The sequence below is a fragment of the Nitrospirillum karajorum genome, assembly GCF_036348415.1.
Taxonomy (GTDB): Bacteria; Pseudomonadota; Alphaproteobacteria; order Azospirillales; family Azospirillaceae; genus Nitrospirillum; species Nitrospirillum amazonense_B.
In genome coordinates this window covers 467,708-485,757 of the sequence record NZ_JAZBQB010000001.1, presented here as the reverse complement: position 1 = coordinate 485,757, position 18,050 = coordinate 467,708, and the positions used below count along the sequence as shown (strand labels likewise).

The window sequence follows — 18,050 nt, the reverse complement described above, 5'->3', positions numbered from 1 at the left end:
GAGGCGCGGCCGGCATGGAAAACCCGCATCGCCCGGGGGCGGGAGTGCCCGGCCGTCTTGACAATCCGCCCCCGTCCGGCCCTAGTGTCCGCCGGTCCGTCAGTCCCGCGTTTTCGCGGGCCGGCGGCGCTATTGCCCAACCCGCACTCGTCAAGGTCCGGCCCCATGCATCCCTATCGTTCCCACACCTGCGGCGCCCTGCGCCTGGAAGACGCCGGCAAGACCGTCCGCCTCTCCGGCTGGATCCACCGCAAGCGTGACCACGGCCAACTGCTGTTTGTCGACCTGCGCGACAATTACGGCCTGACCCAGTGCGTGATCGATATCGACAATCCCGGCTTCAAGGTGCTGGAATCCACCCGCCTGGAATCGGTCATCACCGTGACCGGCCGCGTGGTGGCCCGCACGGCCGACACCATCAACGACAAGCTGCCCACCGGCCATATCGAGGTGAAGGCGGATGAGATCGTGGTGCAGAGCCTGGCCGACCAGTTGCCCCTGCAGGTGAACTCCGACCAGGACGCGGGCGAGGACATCCGCCTGCGCTATCGCTTCCTGGACCTGCGGCGCACCAAGATGCACCGCAACATCCACCTGCGCTCCAACGTCATCGCTTCGGCCCGCCGCCGCATGATCGAGGCGGGGTTCACCGAGTTCCAGACCCCCATCCTGACCTCGTCCTCGCCCGAGGGTGCGCGCGACTTCCTGGTCCCGGCGCGCAACCACCCGGGCAAGTTCTACGCCCTGCCGCAGGCGCCGCAGCAGTTCAAGCAGCTGCTGATGGTGGCGGGCTTCGACCGCTACTTCCAGATCGCCCCCTGCTTCCGTGACGAGGACAGCCGCGCCGACCGTAGCCCGGGCGAGTTCTACCAGCTCGACTTCGAGATGAGCTACGTCACCCAGGACGACGTGTTCGCCGCCATCGAGCCCGTCATCCACGGCATCTTCACCGAGTTCCGCGACTTCACCGGCGTCGCCAAGACCGTCAGCCCCTATCCGTTCCCGCGCATTCCCTATGCCGAGAGCATGCTGAAGTACGGCAACGACAAGCCGGACCTGCGCAACCCGCTGGTGATCACCGACGTGTCGGCCGTGTTCCGCCGCGACGACGTGGAGTTCAAGGCCTTCCGCGGCGTGCTGGACAAGGGCGGCGTGGTCCGTTGCGTCAAGGCGCCGGCCGTGGGCGACAAGCCCCGCAGCTTCTTCGACAAGTTGAACGACTGGGCCCGTGGCCTGGGCGCCCCCGGCCTGGGCTACATCCTGTTCGAGAACGGCGCCGGCAAGGGCCCCATCGCGAAGTTCGTGCCGGAGGCGGCGCAGGTCGTGCTGCGTGAGCTGACCGGTGCCGTGGACGGCGACGCCGTGTTCTTCGTCTGCGACCTGGAAGGCCCCGCCGCCAAGCTGGCGGGCCAGGCCCGCACCCGCATCGGTGAGGAGCTGGACCTGATCGAGAAGGACGCCTTCCGCTTCTGCTGGATCGTCGACTTCCCGATGTACGAGAAGGATGAGGAGACGGGGAAGATCGACTTCTCTCACAACCCCTTCTCCATGCCGCAGGGCGGCCTGGAGGCACTGACCAGCATGAACCCGCTGGACATCAAGGCTTTCCAGTACGACATCGTCTGCAACGGCATCGAGCTGTCCTCGGGCGCCATCCGCAACCACAAGCCCGAGATCATGTACAAGGCGTTCGAGATCGCCGGCTACTCCGCCGAGGATCTCGAGACCCGCTTCGGCGGCATGCTCTCGGCCTTCAAGCTGGGCGCCCCGCCGCACGGCGGTTCCGCCCCGGGCATCGACCGCATCGTCATGCTGCTGGCCGATGAGCCCAACATCCGCGAGGTCATCGTCTTCCCGCTGAACCAGCGCGCCGAAGACCTGCTGATGCAGGCCCCCAACGCCGTGGACACCGCGCGGCTGAAGGAACTGCACATCAAGTTGGACCTGCCCAAGCCCAAGATCACCACCGAGGCCAAGGAAGGCTGAGGCGGGGTCTTCGCTGAGGTGGAGTATCAGAGCGGGCGGCGTCTGGAAGGGCGCCGCCCGTTTTGTCTTTGAGGGGTTCGTGGGCGCCGAGCTTAGCCTTGACTACCCCTTCGGCTGTACACCATTGCCGTATCTCACTGCCAACCGATATCCCTGGAGAGAAGGGAGCGGAGGATGCTCATGCAGTTGGATGCGGATGGTTGGGTGGTGGACTCGAAGGTGACCAAGTCACCATTCCCCAACCTCAAGCACGGCACGATGGCCGCGATCCACGGCATCATTGTCCACCAAACGGGATCGCCCAGCCGGGATGCCACCTTCAACAGCTATCGGGGGGCCTCGCCCAACGGGGCGCACTTCCTGATCGACAAGAACGGGGACGTCTACCAGACCGCATCCGTGACCTGGAAGCTGTGGCACGTCGGCAAGCTGCGGCCGCGCTGCCTGCTGCAGCACAGCTGCCCGGCGACGGAGGTGAAGCTGATCACCGGCTGGCGCGTCGCGCAGGTGCATGAGATCGAACGACAGAAGGCCTTCCCCGACCGCTTTCCCATGAATGATGATTCCATCGGAATAGAAATCGTCTCGGACAACATCATCGAGCCCAAGGGCACCACGTTCGAGCCAGTGACTCCGGAGCAGAACGCCGCCCTGGACTGGATGATCGCCGGCCTGAAGGCCCTGTTGCGCTTTCCGGCCATCGAGATCTATCGACACCCGGATGTGTCGTTCAAGAACATCCATGAGGCGGAGACCGCGACGTGGCACTGAAAGACGGGGCACTGAAGCCAGCCGCCGCCCTGGTTATGATCGCCCTTCTGGGCGCGGCCGTCGCCCAGGCCAAGGTGACCAGCATCGCCATAAAGTCGGTGACCGTCGAAACGCCGGCCACCTTCGACGGGAAGGACCAGGACAAGGTCTACAGCGACGCCTGCGTCCACCAGACGCTGACCGACGCCCAGGCGCTGAAGTGGTTCCGCAAGGCGCACGAGGAACCGCGCCAGGGCTTCCATGAAAAGGCGACGGAGACCGGCTGCGTGTTCCGGGGCAACCTGAAGGCCAAGGACGGGAAGACCTACCGCTGGACGCTGGATGTGGGTGGGGCCGGGTATATTTTTCGGTCGGATGCGCAGAACGATGCCATTTTATTGCTGGGGCCGGAGGTTTCGTCTGGGCGGTAATGGACGGTCTGCTTCGTCATGCTGCTGGCCGATGAGCCCAACATCCGCGAGGTCATCGTCTTTCCGCTGAACCAGCGCACCGAAGACCTGCTGATGCAAGCCCCCAACGCCGTGGACACCGCGCGGCTGAAGGAACTGCACATCAAGCTCGACCTGCCCAAACCCAAGATCACTACCGAGGCCAAGGAAGGCTGAGGCGGGGTTTCGGCTTCAGCTGAGGATTAAAGCGGGCGGCGCCGAAGGGTGCCGCCAGTTTTGTTTTTGGTATCGGGGCTTGACCCAATCAGTGAGTTGGCGGTCATTCTGTCAGCAATGATGGGGGGCAATATGCGCGTATGGTGCTGGATGACGGTGGCTCTGGGCACGATTGTTCATTCAGGAGTGGCGCATGCGGGCCCCGCCCCAGGCGTGCTTACCGCATCTAGATTCAGCACGTTTCTTGAGATGCTGGAGCAGATGCCGGCTCATATCGACATGGCCGATCCAGAGGCGATGATCGCATATCTTGGCGGTCTGCACGGCGCCGAGATATTCGAAAAGAGGGTCGCGTCATGCGGCTATAACCTGACCATGAAAGGCGGTGACATTACTGGGCTTGATAGCCTTTATTTTCGCGCATCTTCCACCAAAGTGGGTTGCGAAGCGCCCAACGGCCTATGGCAGCCTCTGTATCAATTGGAAATACAACATTACTTTCCATTGCACCCACTAGGTGAGCCATTGGTGCGCAATTTCTGCGATTTAGATCTGGACGTTAGTAAAAGATACCACGGCGATAACAAATACGTTACGCTATATGCGCATCATTGGGACTTCAGTGAAAAGCATGGGGTGGGTGACAATTATAATTTCTTTTCAGCGGGATCGATAAAATATTATATTAGGTTTGATCAATGGGAGGGGCCGTGCCCCAAACAAATTATCATAACCGCTTTTCTATCAACGATCGCAGATCAGATGGAAGTGCCACGTCACTAGGGGAATACTGCCTATTGCCAGTCTTCCAGGCGTAGCCCCGGTACGCGTTGGAATTCCCGCGTGTTGTGCGTGATCAGGATCAACTCACGCGCCAGCGCCTGGCCCGCGATCAGCACGTCATAGGGACCGATGGGCGTGCCGGCTGCGGCCAGGTGCGCCCGGATAAGGCCCGCCTGCCGGGCATCCTCCCGGTCGAGGTCCAGGACAGGGAAGCGCAGGGCCTCGACACGCGCCAGGTTTTCCGCCGCGCGCTGGCTCTTGGCCGCGCCAAAGTAGAGTTCATGCGCGACGATGGTGGGCAGGCCGAAATCCTCCGGCCTGTGCTGCCGCATCCGATTCAGAAAGACGGGATCGCCCTTCATCACCGCGATGACGGCGTTGGTATCCAGAAGAAACTTCACTCGAAGAAGTCCAGGGCCGGGCGCTCTTGCTCGGCCGGCCGGTCCATGGCGGCCTTGGCGAAGTCCTCATCCACCGGCCCCGTGACCTCCACCAGCCAATCCCAGCCGTCGGCGATGGGTTCCAGGATCACGGCGTTGCCATGACGGCGGATGCGCACCTGATCGCCCTCGAACCGGAAGTCCTTGGGCAGGCGCACGGCCTGTGAGCGGCCGGACCAGAAGAGCTTGGCGGTATCCATGGCCCTCTCCATTGATATCTATCAAAAATATATACCATGGAAGAATGCCGGGCAAGGGAGGCTAGTCCTTCGGCCCCAGGAATTTCCGGGCGATGCGGAAGCCCAGCCGGTCGGTGTCGGCCAGGTTGGTGTTGCCCAGGATGATGATGGTCAGATCGTCGTCCAGGAAGCGCAGCAGCAGGGTGTTCGCACCCATGATGCGGCCGGGGCGCTGGGCGTAGCGGTGGGGGCGGCCGCGCGCCTGAAGGTCGGAAACCCAGAGGCCGAAGCCGTATTCCTCCAGCGCCGGGGTCAGCAGCTGGGCGCGCTGGGCGGGGGCCAGCAGGTCGCCGCCGTACAGCGCGCGGGCGAAGGCGGCCAGGTCGGGGGCGGTGGAATAAAGGCCGCCGGCGGCGTACCAGTTCTGCATGTAGACCGGCATGTCGTGGGCCAGGTCCGCGTCGCCGTCCTTGTAATAGGTCGCGGCTAGGTTGGGCAGGATCAGATCCTGGCGCAGCAGGCCGGTCTGCGTCAGGCCCAGCGGGTCCAGGACGTCCCGGCGCAAGGCCTGGTCATAGGGCTGGCCCGTCACCGCCTCGATGACCTTGCCCAGGATGACGTAGTCGGCGTTGTTGTAGTCGAACGCGCTGCCCGGCGCCTTCGCCAGGGGGCCGCTGGCGTAGCGGTCCATCAGGTCGGTGCTGTCATGGGGCAGCTGATAGGCCGGCATGCCGGTGCGCGCGGCGTCGGTGTAGCTGGTCAGCCCCTTGTCGAAATTCTCGATGCCCGAGGTGTGGGTCAGCAACTGGCGCAGCGTCACCCTGTCCGCTGCTGGCCCCTTGTACGCCGGCAGATAGGCGCGGATGACGGTGTCCAGGGACAGCCGGCCCTGGGCCACCAGGCGCATCACCAGGGTGGCGGTGAACAGCTTGGTGATGGAGGCGATGCGATAAAGGCCGTCCCGCAGGCAGGGCACCTGGAAGGACCTCTCGGCCAGGCCGTACGCCTCATGCAGCACCACGGCACCCTGGTGCTCCACCAGCACCGTGCCGCTGAAGCCCGTCTCCGCCACCTGGGACGCGACATAGGCCGCCACGCCGCCGCCGGCTGCCGGCGCCCCGGCGGCGGGTGGTGAAGCATCGGCCCACGCCCTGAGGGGCACACCCGCCATGGCCCCGCCCAACACCGCGTTACCTAGAAATCGCCGCCTGTCCATGCCGCCGCCCCCGCGTTATGTCTTAGGTAGGCGCATACCATCGACCGGCCCGGAAGGGAGGGGCCGGACGCGGCTGTGCGGAGGGAGCCAGTTTGGATGGCCGGGGATTGCCTGAGAGGTCGCCCGCCAGTACCAATTTTTGGTGAAATACCCGCCGGAGGTGCCGATCATGGGCAAGAACACGTCGGTCAGCTTGGGTGAGCATTTCACCCGCTTCGTGGAAACACAGGTCGCCCAAGGCCGTTACGGCAGCGCCAGCGACGTCATGCGGGCGGGCCTTCGTCTGCTGGAAGAGCGTCAGGCCAAACTCGCCGCCCTCCGCGCGGCCCTGGACGAGGGGGAGGCCAGCGGCATCAGCAGCCAGAACGTCCTGGATATCTGGGCTGAGGTGAAGGCTGAGGCGGGCGAAGCCGGGAATGGGTGAGTACGCGCTTTCCGGCAAGGCTAGGGATGACCTGAAGAGCATCGCCCGAGAGTTATTGACGCTATGGGGCGCGGCCCAGGCGGAGCGCTACACATACGGGCTGCACGAATTGTTCGGGCGGCTGGTCAGGTTCCCCGACTTGGGGCGTGATGCCGGGGGGATACGTCCGGGCTATCTGCGGATTGAGAGCGGAAGCCATGTTGTGTTCTATCGCAAGGCCGCGAATGGCATTCTGGTCATCCGCGTCCTGCACGCCCACATGGATCTTTCCCAGCACCTGTAGCCAGTTCGGCCTTGGACTTGAAAGGACCATTGTGGATGGCGGGCGCGCCAGGGTTGCCCCCTACACGCCCCTTCCTCAGTGAGGGCTCAATCACAGGACCGTGATGGGGATACGGATGGGGTTGCCCTCCAGCTGGGCGCCGATGCCGTTCTCGCCAAAGGAAATCGTGGCGCAGACGACGTCGCGGGGCTTCAGGCCGAAGTCATGGGCGACGGAGAACAGGCAGTAATACGACAGGTCATAGCCCACGCCCGTTTCCGGAGCCTTGAAGCTGTCGGCACACACCAGGAAACCGCTGCCGATATCCTTGCCGGAGCGTTCCTCGGAAAACAGGATCCAGCAGGGCGTGTCCTGGGTCGGCATGTTTTCCAGCGTGAAGCCCAGGTCGATGATCAGGCCGCCGCCGGAGACATCCGCCTGCGCATAGCCGACGCTGATGCTGGCGCTTCTGCCGATCCGGCTTTGGTGTCTTTTGATGGCGTCGAGGGTCGCGTTCATAATCGTTTTCCTTCTGGGTGCGGCGCACAGGGCCGCCAACATGCCGGCTGCGGCGCACAGCAGATTCCGGGCCACAAGATTTTTCAAGGAATCACAAGGCTCTGCCCGTAGACCCGCCTGTCCGGGCCGGTGTCCGGCATGGCGGACACGTCGGGCATGCCCCGCCTGGCCTGCGCTGTGGCCGCCTGTGGCAAGGGGCTGGATTCCTGCAAAACACTCAACGCGGCAGGGGCGTAACTCCAAACAACTCCACACGCCGGCCCTTTAGGGTGGCGCGTCTTTAGGTGCGGTGCGGCAGGAATTCCGCGCCGCACCATTGCGACCAGGACTAATGGCGGGGGTGGTGATGGTGGTTCATCGGCGCGCGTACAGCGCGGCGCAAATTTACGCCCATTGGGCCGGTGCCGCGCTGGTGACGGCGCTGTTCGCCAGCGCCTGGGTGCGCGAGGGGGTCGAGGATACCGCCCTGCGCCGCCTGCTGTTGGATTGGCACCGGCTGGTCGGTCTTGTCCTCATGGCCTTGTCCCTGGTCCGGCTGGGCCTGCGCCTCGCCCGGCCGGCCCCGCCGCCGCTGCCGGGCATGCCGGTGTGGCAGCATCGCGTGGCGGGCCTGGTCCATGGGGGCCTGTACCTCCTGCTGTTCCTTCAGCCCGCCAGCGGCTGGCTGTTGGCGTCCGCCCGGGGGCGGGCGCTGGATCTGTTCGGCTGGCTGCCGCTGCCCGCCCTCATGGCCAAGGATGCCGAGCGGGCGGAATGGCTGGGCCTCGCGCATGCCTCCCTCTCCTGGGCCCTGCTGGCGCTGGTCGCCCTGCACGCCGGCGCGGCGTTGGCCCATGCCGTGGTCCTGAAGGACGGCACCCTGGATCGCATGCGTCCCCCCGGGCGGGGCTTTTCCCGCCCGTCCACCGTTCCCGAATCCTGACCAGCCGAGGTTGCCCCATGGTCCTTCTATCCAAACCGCACGGGCACGGTGGTCGCGGCGCCGCCCTGGTGGTCGCCACCCTGCTGCTGGGTGTCCTGGCCGCCATGCCCGCCCGCGCCGTCCCGTCCTTCTCCGACCAGACGGGGGAGGCGTGCAGCGCCTGCCATGTCGGTGCCTTTGGTCCGCAGCTGACGGCGCACGGCCGCGCGTTCAAGCTGACCGGCTACGCCGACGGTCAGGCGTCACGCCAGTTTCCCCTGGTGTCCGGCATGGCGGAGCTGTCGCTCACCCACACGACGCAGGGCCAAGACGGGGGCGCCGCCTCCGGCTTCGGGCCCAACAACAACGGGGCGGTGGATCAGGTCAGCGTCTTCGTCGCCGGCCGCCTCTATGATCATCTGGGTGTCTTCTCGCAAACCACCTGGGACGGCGTCGGCCACCATATCGCCTGGGACAACACCGACCTGCGCTATGGGCGCGAGGCCACCCTGGCGGGGCTGGAGAGCATCCTGGGCCTGTCGGTGAACAACAGCCCGACCGTCTCCGACCCCTACAACACCACCCCGGCCTGGGGCTTCCCCTATGCCGCGGCCAAGTTGGCGCCCCATCCGGCCGCCGCCACTTTGATCGAGGGTGGTTTGGCGCAGCGGGTGGTGGGGATGACCGCCTACGGCCTGTTCGCGGATCTGCTCTATGTCGAGGCGGGCGGCTACCGCGCCCTGGCCAGCGGTCCGCTGAACACCCTGGGCGTGGCGATCGCCGATGGCCCGGTGGTGGACGGCACCGCCCCCTATGCCCGGCTGGCGCTGCAACATGAGGATTTGCAGCAGTCGGCGGCCCTGGGCGTGTTCGGGCTCTCCACCCATGTCTTCCCCAACAACGACCGCAGCGCCGGCACCGACCGCTATACGGACGTAGGCGTGGACGCCAGTTATCAATGGCATCCCAACCGCAATCACACCCTGGGGGCCAACGCCACCGCCATCCTGGAAACACACAGCCTGCCGGCCAGCGTGGTCCTGGGCTTGGCCGACAGCGCGTCCGGGCATCTCAACAGCTACCGCTTGAACGCCTACTACACCTTCCAACAGACCTACGGCCTGACCGCCGGCGTCTTCCGCAGCACAGGCTCGGGCGATGCCGCCCTTTATGGATCGGACCCCCTGACCGGCAGCGCCAACGGCAAGCCGAACTCCAGCGGCTATATCCTGCAGGCCGACTGGACGCCGTTCGGCAAGACGGACTCCTGGGCCGCCCCCTGGGTCAACCTGCGCCTGGCGCTGCAATACACCGGCTATACCCAGTTCAACGGCGCCAGCCGCAATTACGATGGTACTGGCCGCAATGCGTCGGACAACAACACCCTATGGCTGCTGACATGGCTGGCTTTCTGATGACCCATTTCCCGATATGCGCGCGGCGGCGCCGCATCCTGGCCGCTATGGCGCTGCTGGCGGCTGGGTTGCCGGCGGTGGGTCGGGCGGCCGACGCCACCCGCGGCGCCGACCTGTTCGACAATTACTGCGGCGAGTGCCACACCACGCGGGCCGGCGGCGGTTCCCGCAGCGCGCCCAACCTGTTCGGGCTGATGGGGCGCCGCACCGGCACGGTCGAGGGCTTCGCCTATTCCGATGCCAACCGCGCCGCCGGTTGGGTCTGGTCGCCGGAGACGCTGGACACCTACCTGGCCGCGCCCAAGACCGCCATGCCGGGCACGGTGATGAAGTTCCAGGGCGTGAAGGACGCGGCCGAGCGGGCGGACATCATCGCCTTCCTGGCCACGCTGCACGGCTGACGGGCCGGTATGGCCCCTTTCGTCCGGCGATCAGAACCGATAGCTGGCGTGGAGCCGGTAGGTGCGCGGGGTGCCCGGTGTCACCCATAGGCGGGAGTAGGAGGAGGGGTAATAGGTCTCGTCGAACAGGTTGTTGATCTCACCGGAGATCTTCCAGTTCGCCGTCGGGGCATAGGCGGCGATCAGCCGGGTCAGGGTATAGCCCGGCAGGGTGAAGCCCGTCCCCGTCTCACCCAGGCGGCTGCCGACATAATTGACGCCGCCGCCCAGGGTGACCACGCCGTCGCCGCCGACGCTGAAGTCCCGCGTCAGCAGGACGCTGCCGCTATGCTTGGGAATGTTGATCAGCCGGTCGCCTTTGTGGATGGCCAGGCCGAAGTTGGGGTCCAGGAAATCCTTGGACACTTCCGCGTCGGTGTAGGCGTATGAGAGCCAGAGCTTGAAATCCCCCGGCAGGGTGCCGCTGACATCCACCTCCACACCCTTGCTCTCCGCCTCGCCGATGGCCAGGGAAAAGCCGGCGTTGACCGGGTCGGCGGTCATGATGTTGCTCTTGGTCATGCTGTACAGCGCGACGGTGCCGCTGAGCTTGCCGTCCGGCGTCGACAGCTTGGCGCCGACCTCCCGCGATTCCGTCTCCTCCGGCTTGAAGCCGTTGCCATGCGCATCGGTGCCGGTGTTGGGGCGGAAGCCTCGGCCATAACTGGCGTAGAACGACAGGCTGTCGTCCACCTCATACACCAGGCCGGCCTGCGGACTGGCGGCGGTGTCGGACAGGGTGGTGCGGCCCCCTGTCAGCCGGTTGAGGATATCCTGGCTGTAATCGTCGTAGCGGGCCCCGACGCGCAGTTTCCAATGGCGGGTCAGGTCGATCTGGTCCTGGAAATAGACGCCACCGGAATTGTCGATCTCCAGCGCGTTCATGAAATTGCCGACGGCCGGCTGCGCGCCATAGACGGGGTTGAAGATATTGATTCCGTTGGGATTGGCCAGGGTGGGGCGGAAGCGCCGCTGCACCTGGTCATAGCTGAACCGGTCCCAATCCGCGCCGACCAGCAGGTGATGGGTCAGGGTGCCGGTCTCGAACGTGCCGCTGAGCTCGGTCCGACCGACCAGGTCGCCGGTTTCATAATCGCGGTAGCGCCGCTGGCGCGACAGGGTTTGGCCGTCGATGTACAGCTTCTGGCGGGCCGCCGTCAGTTCCGCCTCGCTGGAATAGCCTTTCAGGGCGGTTTCCCGATAGGACAGGCCGACCAGCAGGGTCCAATTCCCGGCGAAATTGTCCTCGAATTGCAGTTGGTGGCTGAGGCCGTCGATGTCCATGGCGCCGTCCCCCGGTTCCCCCAGGAAGCGGGAGGCGGGGATGGTGCCCAGCTGTCCGTTCACCGCCACCACGCCACGGTCGAACGGCACCTCCTGATGCACGGCCTCCATCTCATAGCTGAGGGTCATCTGGTCGTTCAGCCGCAGGAAGGCCGACGGCGTCAGGGTGTACTTGCTGGTGTGAACCGTGTCGCGGAAGCTGTGGCCGTCCTCATAGGCGCCGTTCAGGCGCAGGGCCAGCGTGTCGGCCACGGGGCCGGTCACATCCGCCTCCACCCGCCGGTCGGCGTAATTTCCCGCCGTCAGGGTGACGCTGCCCTGCGGGTCGAACTGCGGCTTCTTGGTCAGGATATTGACGGTCCCGCCCGGCTCCCCCCGGCCGAACAGGGCGGAGTTCGGACCCTTCAGGATTTCGATATGGTCGATGTTGGAGGCGTCGCGCGGGCCGCCGAAGCCCCGGCTGGCGTTGAAGCCGTTGACCAGATAGCCGCTGGGGAAATTCTCGTCGCCCGCGAAGCCGCGGACGGCGTAGCTGTCCCACATGCCGCCGAAATTGTTTTGCCGCGCCAGCCCCGCCGCCATGTCCAGGGCGGTGTCCAGCCGCGTCGCGCCGATATCCGCCAGCAACTCGCTGGAAATGACCTGCAGGCTCTGCGGCATGGACTGCAGCGGCACGTCGCCGCGATAGGGCTGCTTCTGCGCGGTGATCGTGATGTCGTCAAGGCCGTCGCCGGCCCCGCCTTCGTCGCCGGCGGCATGCGCCGCCGGGGCAAGCATCAGGCACGCCGCCGCGGCGGCGCCCAGGAACCGTGAACCGCACAGACCACTCATGATGCCCGCCCCCGCGCGCCGCTTCGCCCCAAAACCTCCCCGGCCGATGGCCGGGGAGGGCACCCATTACCACCGATAGCTTACATTCGCCTTCACATCCCGGCCCGGGCCGTACCAGCACCAGATGGTGCTGTAGCAGGAGGAGATGTAGCGGCGGTCCAGCAGGTTGCTGGCGTCGACGTTCAACGTCAGGCCGTCCAACTGCGGGGCCAGGTGCTTGAAGTCGTAGCTGCCCATCAGGTCGAACAGGGTGGCGCCGGGAATGGTCAGGCTGCCGCTGCCGGCCACCCCGTTGTAGCCGCGGCCGATGTAGCGCACGCCGCCGCCGAAGCCCAGGCCGGCCAGCGGCCCCTCCTGCATCACATAGTTGGCGTAGCCGTTGGCCGTGGTCTGGGGCACGGCATAGGGCCGCGTGCCTTCCAGCCCCGAATTATCCTTGGTCACCATGTTGTCGATGTAGGTGTAGCTGGCATGCACGGTCAGCCCGGTGATGGGGTGGGCGGAACCCTCCAGCTCCACGCCGCGCGACCGCACCTCACCCGCCGCGATGGAGGCGGTGGGGAAGCTGGGGTCGGTGGTGGCGACGTTGGTCTCACGCAGCTCATACAGGCTGGCGGTCAGCAGGGCGTTCCACACCTTGGGCTGGTACTTCAGGCCCACCTCGACCTGCTTGCCCTCCGTCGGGGCCAGCACGTTGCCGTTCCGGTCCACCGTCGTCTGCGGCAGGAAGGAGGTGGCGTAGGAGACATAGGGCGCCACGCCATTGTCGAACAGGTAGAGCAGGCCGGCGCGGCCGGTGAACTTGCTCTCATCCTTCGACGTCGTGCCGTTGCTGAAATGGTCCAACTGGCTGATGTCCAGCCAGTCGTTGCGGCCGCTCAGCACCAGGCGGAAGCCGCCGTATGAGATCTGGTCCTGGGCGTAGACCCCCGTCTGGCTCATGTGCAGCCGCACGTCGAAGCTGGTGGCCGGCAGGGTGTAGGCGGAGCCATAGACGGGGTGGAAGACATCGAGGTCCGCGACGCTGCCGCCGAAGCCCGCCGCCTCCGTCTGCACGGTGTTCTGGAAGTCGACGCCGAAGATCAGATTATGGGTCAGGGCGCCGGTGCGCACCACGCCGGTCACATTGTTGTCCAGCGTGACGTTGTTCAGCTCTTCCTTGGCCACGGCCAGGGCGCGGGCCAGCTTGGTCTCGTTGGTGTCGGTGAAATAACCGGCGTTGTAGACGCTGTTGTACAGCGTGGTCAGATGCATGTAGCGGGTGTTCTGGTGCACCGCCCAATCATCGTCGAATTTATGGGTGAACAGCGACGTGACCATGTTTTCGGTGCGGTTGAACCGCTCGAAACTCTCTTCGCCATCATAGAAGTCGCGCGGGATCTGGCCGTTGGGGTTGGACAGGAGCGAGCCTTGGACCGGCACCGCGCCATAGGCGCCGCTCTTGGGGTCCTGCTGGTGGACGTACAGCACGGTCCAGCTGGTCTTGTCGTCCGGGCGGTAGGTCAGGCTGGGGCTGACGCCGAAGCGTTGGGATTCGGTGTGGCTGATCTGGGTGTCGGACCGGTCGTTGACCCCTACCAGGCGATAGCTCAGCACGCCGTTGGGGTCCAGGGTGCCGCCGATGTCCGCCGTCTCCCGCACGGTGCCATAGCTGCCGGCGGTCACGCTGACCTCGCCGAAGGTCTGGCCCGTGGGCAGCTTGCTGGTGAGGGCGGCGATGCCGCCCGGGTTGGCGTTGCCATACAGGACGGAGGCGGGGCCCTTGACCACCTCGATCCGCTCCAGGAAGGAGGTGTCGATCTGGGGCGTGGCGTAGCCGTTGACGGAGCTGATGAGGTGCAGGCCGTCCAGATACTGGTCGGCGTTGAAGCCGCGCACGGTCATCAGGTCATATCGGCCGGCGGTGTTGCCGCGGGTGTCGGTGGCGACACCGGCCGTATAGTTCAGGGCGTCGTTCAGGTTCTCGGCCACGCGCAGGTTCAGCTCATCCCGGGTGATCACGCTGACCGACTGCGGCGTTTCGACCAAAGGGGCGGCGGATTTCAAGGCGCTGGCCGCGTCGGTGGGGGAGCGCTCGCCGATCACCAGCACGTCGTTTAACGGGGCGGCGGCGTCCGCCGCGTCATCGGCCCAGGCGGGGCCAGCGACCAGGGCGATCGCCGACACGGCGCAGGCCAGGGCCCAGGTGGTCGCCAAGCGGGGGAGGGCCAGGCGGGAGGAGGCCAGAGGGGACACAGACTGCCGCAGGTTGGACATGGAGAGACTCCAGCAACTGATAATTATTATCACTTTGCGGCGATGGTTAAGGCGGCGTGGATGTGAATGCAAGTGACTTTCATTTCGGCATGGCAGCCCTCCCCGAGGCGTATGGCGCGCTATGGTGCTTCGCAGCGGCTTAGGGGGTGGCCCGGGGGCGCGGTGGGCGTTTCGTTACAAGGAATTAACCAAATGCCCCGTCGCAACCGGATGGTTTTGGGCTATTTAGGAAGCAGCCCATTTCCGGCGCGGCCCCGTCGCGCCGGTCAGCCCAAGAAGGAAGACGGCACCCATGACGCGCTTCACCCGCACGCTCGCGGCCCTGGCCCTGACGACGGCCCTTTCCTCCAGCCTGCCCGCGCTGGCGGTCGGAATGGGGGCGGCCGGTATGGGGGCCGCCGATGTCCCAGCCGCGCCGATGGCGGGGGCTGAGGGCGGCAAGGTGTCGGTGCCGCCGCTGGCGTTCACGGAGCGCACGCTGGCCAACGGCCTGAAGGTCATCGCCCTGCCGGACACCTCCACGCCCACCGTGTCGGTGCAGGTGTGGTACAGCGTGGGGTCCAAGGACGATCCCAAGGGGCGCAGCGGCTTCGCCCACCTCTTCGAACACATGATGTTCAAGAGCACGCGCGACATGGCGGCGGAGCAGTTCGACCGACTGACGGAGGATGTGGGCGGCTACAACAACGCCTCCACCAACGCCGATTACACCGATTACTTCGAAACCGTGCCCGCCAACCACCTGGAGCGCATCCTGTGGGCGGAGGCGGAGCGCATGGGCTCCCTCGTCGTGGATGAGGAGAACTTCAAGTCCGAACGCGACGTGGTGAAGGAGGAACTGCGCCAGCGGGTGCTGGCCCAGCCTTATGGCAAGCTGTTCTACCTCATGTTCCCGCAGGTCAGCTTCAAGGTGCACCCCTACGGCCGCCCCGGCATCGGCAGCATCGAGGATTTGGACGCCGCCACGCTGAAGGATGTGCAGGCTTTCCACGCCACCTATTACCGGCCGGACAACGCCACCCTGGTGGTGGTGGGCAACTTCAAGCCGGAGGAGCTGAACGCCTGGGTCGACAAGTATTTCGGGCCCCTGACCCATCCGGCCGCCGCCATCCCGCGCGTGACGGCGGTGGAGCCGGCGCGCACCGCCCCGCAGACCCTGACGGTGACCGAGGCTAATGCCCCCCTGCCGGCCGTGCTGCTGAGCTATCCCTTCCCCAAGGCGACGGACAAGGACCTGCCGGCGCTGATCGTGCTGGACAGCATTCTGGGCCATGGTGACAGCAGCCGCCTGAACCAGTCCCTGGTCTATGAGAAGCAGGTGGCCAGCCAGGTCTTCACCTTCCAGGAGGTGAACCAGCAGCCGGGGGCCTACGCCATCGGCGCCATCCTGGCCGGCGGCGCCACGGCCGAGGCGGGGGAGAAGGCCCTGCTGGAGGAATTGGCCAAGGTGTCCAAGGATGGCGTGACGGCGGCCGAGCTGGCCGCCGCCCGCAACCAGCTGGTGACCGACGAATTGCAGGAGCGGGAGACGGCCAACGGCCGCGCCAGCCTGCTGGCCCGCGCTGCCGTCATCTTCGGTGATCCCAAGCGCGCCGACAGCCTGTTGGCCGACATCCAGGCGGTGACGGCCGACGATGTGAAGCGGGTGGCCGCCACCTGGCTGAAGCCCGAGACCAAGATTTCCGTGCGCTATGTTCCGGCGGATAGCCCTGAGAAGGGGACGGACACGGTCGCCACCTCCACCGCCATCGACGCGGCGCCCCTGGTGGTGCCGGCCGATCTGAAGGTGGTGGAACCGGCCCCGGCCGATCAGCGCCAGGCCCCGCCCACCGCCGGCCCGGCCGTGGACGCGGCCTTGCCGCAGCCGGTGGAAAAGCGCCTGGCCAACGGCCTGCGCGTCATCGTGGCGCCCACCCACGGCGTGCCGCTGATCCAGGCCAGCCTGCGCATCGGCGGCGGCGGGGCGGTGGACCCGTCGCGCCTGCCCGGTACGGCGGCCATGACGGCCAGCGTCCTGACCAAGGGCACCAAGACCCGTACCGCGCCGGAGATCGCCCGGGATGTCGAGGCGCTGGGTGGCAGCCTGGCCGCCGCCGCCGGCTGGGACGGCTCGGAACTGTCGCTGATGGTCAAGGCCGATGTGCTGGACCCGGCCATGGACATCTTCGCCGATGTCGCCCGCAACCCCGCCTTCCAGAAGGAGGAGTTGGACCGGGAGCGTCACCAGGCGCTGGACGGCCTGTCCGTGACCCTGAAGGACCCGGCCGGCCTGGCCAAGCTGGTGGGGCCGCGCGTGCTCTACGCCGACGCCGCCTATGGCCACCCGCTGGCCGGCACGCCGAAGTCGCTGGCTGCGTTGAAGCCGGCGGACCTGACCGCCTACCACCACACCTGGTGGCGCCCCGATAACGCCACCCTGGTGCTGGCCGGCCCGCTGACGGCGGAGCAAGGCTTCAGCATCGCCGAGAAGCTGTTCGGCGATTGGGCCAAGCCGGCGGCGGCCCTTCCGGCGCTGCCGTCTTCTCCGGCCCAGCCGGCCGGTCGCGCCGTGGTGATCGACCTGCCCAAGTCCGGCCAGGCGGCGGTGCTGGTGCTGCGGCCGGGCCTTGCCCGGTCCGACAAGGACTATTACCCCGCCTCCGTTGCCAACGCCGTGCTGGGCGTGGGCTATTCCTCGCGCCTGAACCAGGAAATCCGCATCAAGCGGGGTCTGAGCTACGGTGCTGGGTCGGCCCTGGACTTCCGCCGCGTGCCGGGCCCCTTCGTCGCCAGCACCCAGACCAAGAACCCCTCCGCCCCCGAGGTCGCCGGCCTGATCATGGCGGAGATGGGCAAGCTGGGCACCCAGGCGCCCAGCGAGGCGGAATTGGCCGGCCGCAAGGCCGTGCTGATCGGCAATTTCGGCCGCACCGTGGAAACCACCCATGGCGTGGCCAGCCTGGTCGGCAGCCTGGCGTTGCAGGGCGTCGACCTGGGCGAAATCGGCCGCTACATCGGCCGCATCCAGGCGGTGACCCCGGCCGAGGTGCGGCAGGCCGCCGCCCGCACCCTGTCCCCCAGCCAGAGCAGCCTGGTGGTGGTGGGCGACAGCGCCCAGTTCCTGACCGCGCTGAAGCAGAAGTACCCCAAGGTGGAGGTCATCCCCGCCGCCCAGGTGAACCTGGACAGCGGCAGCCTGAAGGCCGCGCCCAAGAAGGATGAAGGCAAGGCCAAGGCGCCCAGCGCACCCAAGCAGCCCTGAGGTCTGGGGCCATGCATGAGGAGATGCGGCGGCTGACCGCCGCCTTCGCCGGTGACTGGGTGGGCACGGACGCGGTACAGTCCGGTCCCGCCGCGGGTGCCAACGGTGTGGGCCAGGGGCGCATGACCGTGCGTCCCGCCCTGAACGGCCACCATCTTCTGCTGGACTATGTCTTCGACCGGGGCGCGGACGGCACCTTCGCCGCCCACGGCGTCCTGACCTGGGACCCGGACGTCGCGGTGCATCTGCTGTTCTGGTTCGATGACATGGGCTATGTGCCAGCCAACCCGGCGCCGGGCCTGTGGGGGCCGGTGGAGGGGGCCGAAGAGCTGGGCGCGGAAGGCTACACCTTCATCCGCACGTCTCCCCGTGGCCGCGCGCGCCACCGCTATTGGTGGCCCGTGCCCGACCACATGGAAACCGCCATCGATCGTTCCACCGACGGCGGCCTGACCTGGATGCCGTTCCTCAAAGGCACCTACCGGCGGCAGGGGTAG

Annotated in this window: 17 protein-coding genes and 1 pseudogene; 12 read left to right on the top strand and 6 right to left on the bottom strand. The window is 66.4% G+C overall.

The genetic code is table 11. The features are described 5' to 3' along the window. The first annotated feature begins 165 nt into the window (after positions 1–165). The 5 genes and pseudogenes from aspS (at position 166) to UCD39_RS02170 (ending at position 4,145) form a co-directional block, all read left to right on the top strand. Positions 166–1,986 carry an aspartate--tRNA ligase gene (gene aspS / locus UCD39_RS02190; RefSeq protein ID WP_330494498.1) on the top strand — a complete coding sequence of 607 codons (1,821 nt, stop codon included), beginning with the start codon at positions 166–168 and terminating at the stop codon, positions 1,984–1,986. Positions 1,987–2,160: 174 nt separating this feature from the next. Continuing rightward, positions 2,161–2,757, top strand: coding sequence for a peptidoglycan recognition protein family protein (locus UCD39_RS02185; RefSeq protein ID WP_330494497.1), 597 nt, complete (start codon positions 2,161–2,163; stop codon positions 2,755–2,757). After that, positions 2,748–3,167 (top strand): hypothetical protein, encoded by a 420-nt coding sequence (locus UCD39_RS02180; protein WP_330494496.1) that lies wholly within the window; start codon positions 2,748–2,750, stop codon positions 3,165–3,167. Before UCD39_RS02185 ends, UCD39_RS02180 begins: the two co-directional genes overlap by 10 nt. A 15-nt stretch (positions 3,168–3,182) precedes the next feature. Then, positions 3,183–3,362: pseudogene (locus tag UCD39_RS02175) on the top strand (aspartate--tRNA ligase); the annotation flags it as partial. Between the two features lie 48 nt (positions 3,363–3,410). Further along, on the top strand, positions 3,411–4,145 hold the full coding sequence (locus tag UCD39_RS02170) for a hypothetical protein (protein WP_330494495.1): 735 nt from the start codon (positions 3,411–3,413) through the stop codon (positions 4,143–4,145). An 11-nt stretch (positions 4,146–4,156) separates the two neighbouring features. On the opposite strand, the gene UCD39_RS02165 is transcribed toward UCD39_RS02170, so the two are convergent. The 3 genes from UCD39_RS02165 to UCD39_RS02155 all read right to left on the bottom strand — a co-directional run bounded on the left by UCD39_RS02165 (position 4,157) and on the right by UCD39_RS02155 (position 5,935). After that, the gene (locus UCD39_RS02165; RefSeq protein WP_330494494.1) at positions 4,157–4,546 is read right to left on the bottom strand and encodes a type II toxin-antitoxin system VapC family toxin; all 390 of its coding nucleotides are present in this window, start codon (positions 4,544–4,546) and stop codon (positions 4,157–4,159) included. Continuing rightward, complete coding sequence (locus tag UCD39_RS02160; protein ID WP_330494493.1) at positions 4,543–4,785, bottom strand: antitoxin; 243 nt, start codon at positions 4,783–4,785, stop codon at positions 4,543–4,545. The genes UCD39_RS02165 and UCD39_RS02160 overlap by 4 nt, the downstream gene beginning before the upstream one ends. A gap of 61 nt (positions 4,786–4,846) precedes the next feature. Next, a complete protein-coding gene (locus UCD39_RS02155; protein WP_330494492.1) occupies positions 4,847–5,935 on the bottom strand; it encodes a serine hydrolase domain-containing protein in 1,089 nt (362 codons plus the stop codon). Positions 5,936–6,149: 214 nt separating this feature from the next. On the opposite strand from UCD39_RS02155, the gene UCD39_RS02150 reads away from it, so the two are divergent. Together UCD39_RS02150 and UCD39_RS02145 are read left to right on the top strand one after the other, a co-directional pair. Beyond that, positions 6,150–6,404, top strand: a complete 255-nt coding sequence (locus tag UCD39_RS02150; protein ID WP_330494491.1) for a type II toxin-antitoxin system ParD family antitoxin — start codon at positions 6,150–6,152, stop codon at positions 6,402–6,404. Next, entirely contained in the window at positions 6,397–6,687 is a 291-nt protein-coding gene (locus UCD39_RS02145) for a type II toxin-antitoxin system RelE/ParE family toxin (RefSeq protein ID WP_330494490.1), read from the top strand. Before UCD39_RS02150 ends, UCD39_RS02145 begins: the two co-directional genes overlap by 8 nt. Positions 6,688–6,777: 90 nt before the next feature. Here the strand turns inward: UCD39_RS02145 and UCD39_RS02140 are convergent, their stop codons facing one another. Further along, positions 6,778–7,185 (bottom strand): hypothetical protein, encoded by a 408-nt coding sequence (locus UCD39_RS02140; protein WP_330494489.1) that lies wholly within the window; start codon positions 7,183–7,185, stop codon positions 6,778–6,780. A 346-nt stretch (positions 7,186–7,531) separates the two neighbouring features. Between UCD39_RS02140 and UCD39_RS02135 the strand changes: the two genes are divergently transcribed. Genes UCD39_RS02135 through UCD39_RS02125 form a run of 3 tightly spaced genes read left to right on the top strand, consistent with a single transcriptional unit; the run spans position 7,532 to position 9,902 of the window. Beyond that, positions 7,532–8,107 (top strand): cytochrome b, encoded by a 576-nt coding sequence (locus UCD39_RS02135; RefSeq protein ID WP_330495474.1) that lies wholly within the window; start codon positions 7,532–7,534, stop codon positions 8,105–8,107. Between the two features lie 17 nt (positions 8,108–8,124). After that, positions 8,125–9,501, top strand: a complete 1,377-nt coding sequence (locus UCD39_RS02130; RefSeq protein WP_330494488.1) for a hypothetical protein — start codon at positions 8,125–8,127, stop codon at positions 9,499–9,501. Beyond that, a complete protein-coding gene (locus tag UCD39_RS02125) occupies positions 9,486–9,902 on the top strand; it encodes a c-type cytochrome (protein ID WP_330494487.1) in 417 nt (138 codons plus the stop codon). The genes UCD39_RS02130 and UCD39_RS02125 overlap by 16 nt, the downstream gene beginning before the upstream one ends. A 30-nt stretch (positions 9,903–9,932) precedes the next feature. Here the strand turns inward: UCD39_RS02125 and UCD39_RS02120 are convergent, their stop codons facing one another. After that, positions 9,933–12,056, bottom strand: coding sequence for a TonB-dependent siderophore receptor (locus UCD39_RS02120; RefSeq protein WP_330494486.1), 2,124 nt, complete (start codon positions 12,054–12,056; stop codon positions 9,933–9,935). Positions 12,057–12,122: 66 nt separating this feature from the next. Beyond that, positions 12,123–14,312, bottom strand: a complete 2,190-nt coding sequence (locus UCD39_RS02115; RefSeq protein WP_330494485.1) for a TonB-dependent siderophore receptor — start codon at positions 14,310–14,312, stop codon at positions 12,123–12,125. A gap of 292 nt (positions 14,313–14,604) precedes the next feature. Here UCD39_RS02115 and UCD39_RS02110 point away from each other — a divergent pair, with 292 nt between their 5' ends. Further along, complete coding sequence (locus tag UCD39_RS02110) at positions 14,605–17,553, top strand: M16 family metallopeptidase (RefSeq protein WP_330494484.1); 2,949 nt, start codon at positions 14,605–14,607, stop codon at positions 17,551–17,553. 11 nt (positions 17,554–17,564) lie between these two features. Continuing rightward, positions 17,565–18,050: a DUF1579 family protein gene (locus UCD39_RS02105; protein ID WP_330494483.1), complete on the top strand. Its 486-nt coding sequence runs from the start codon at positions 17,565–17,567 to the stop codon at positions 18,048–18,050.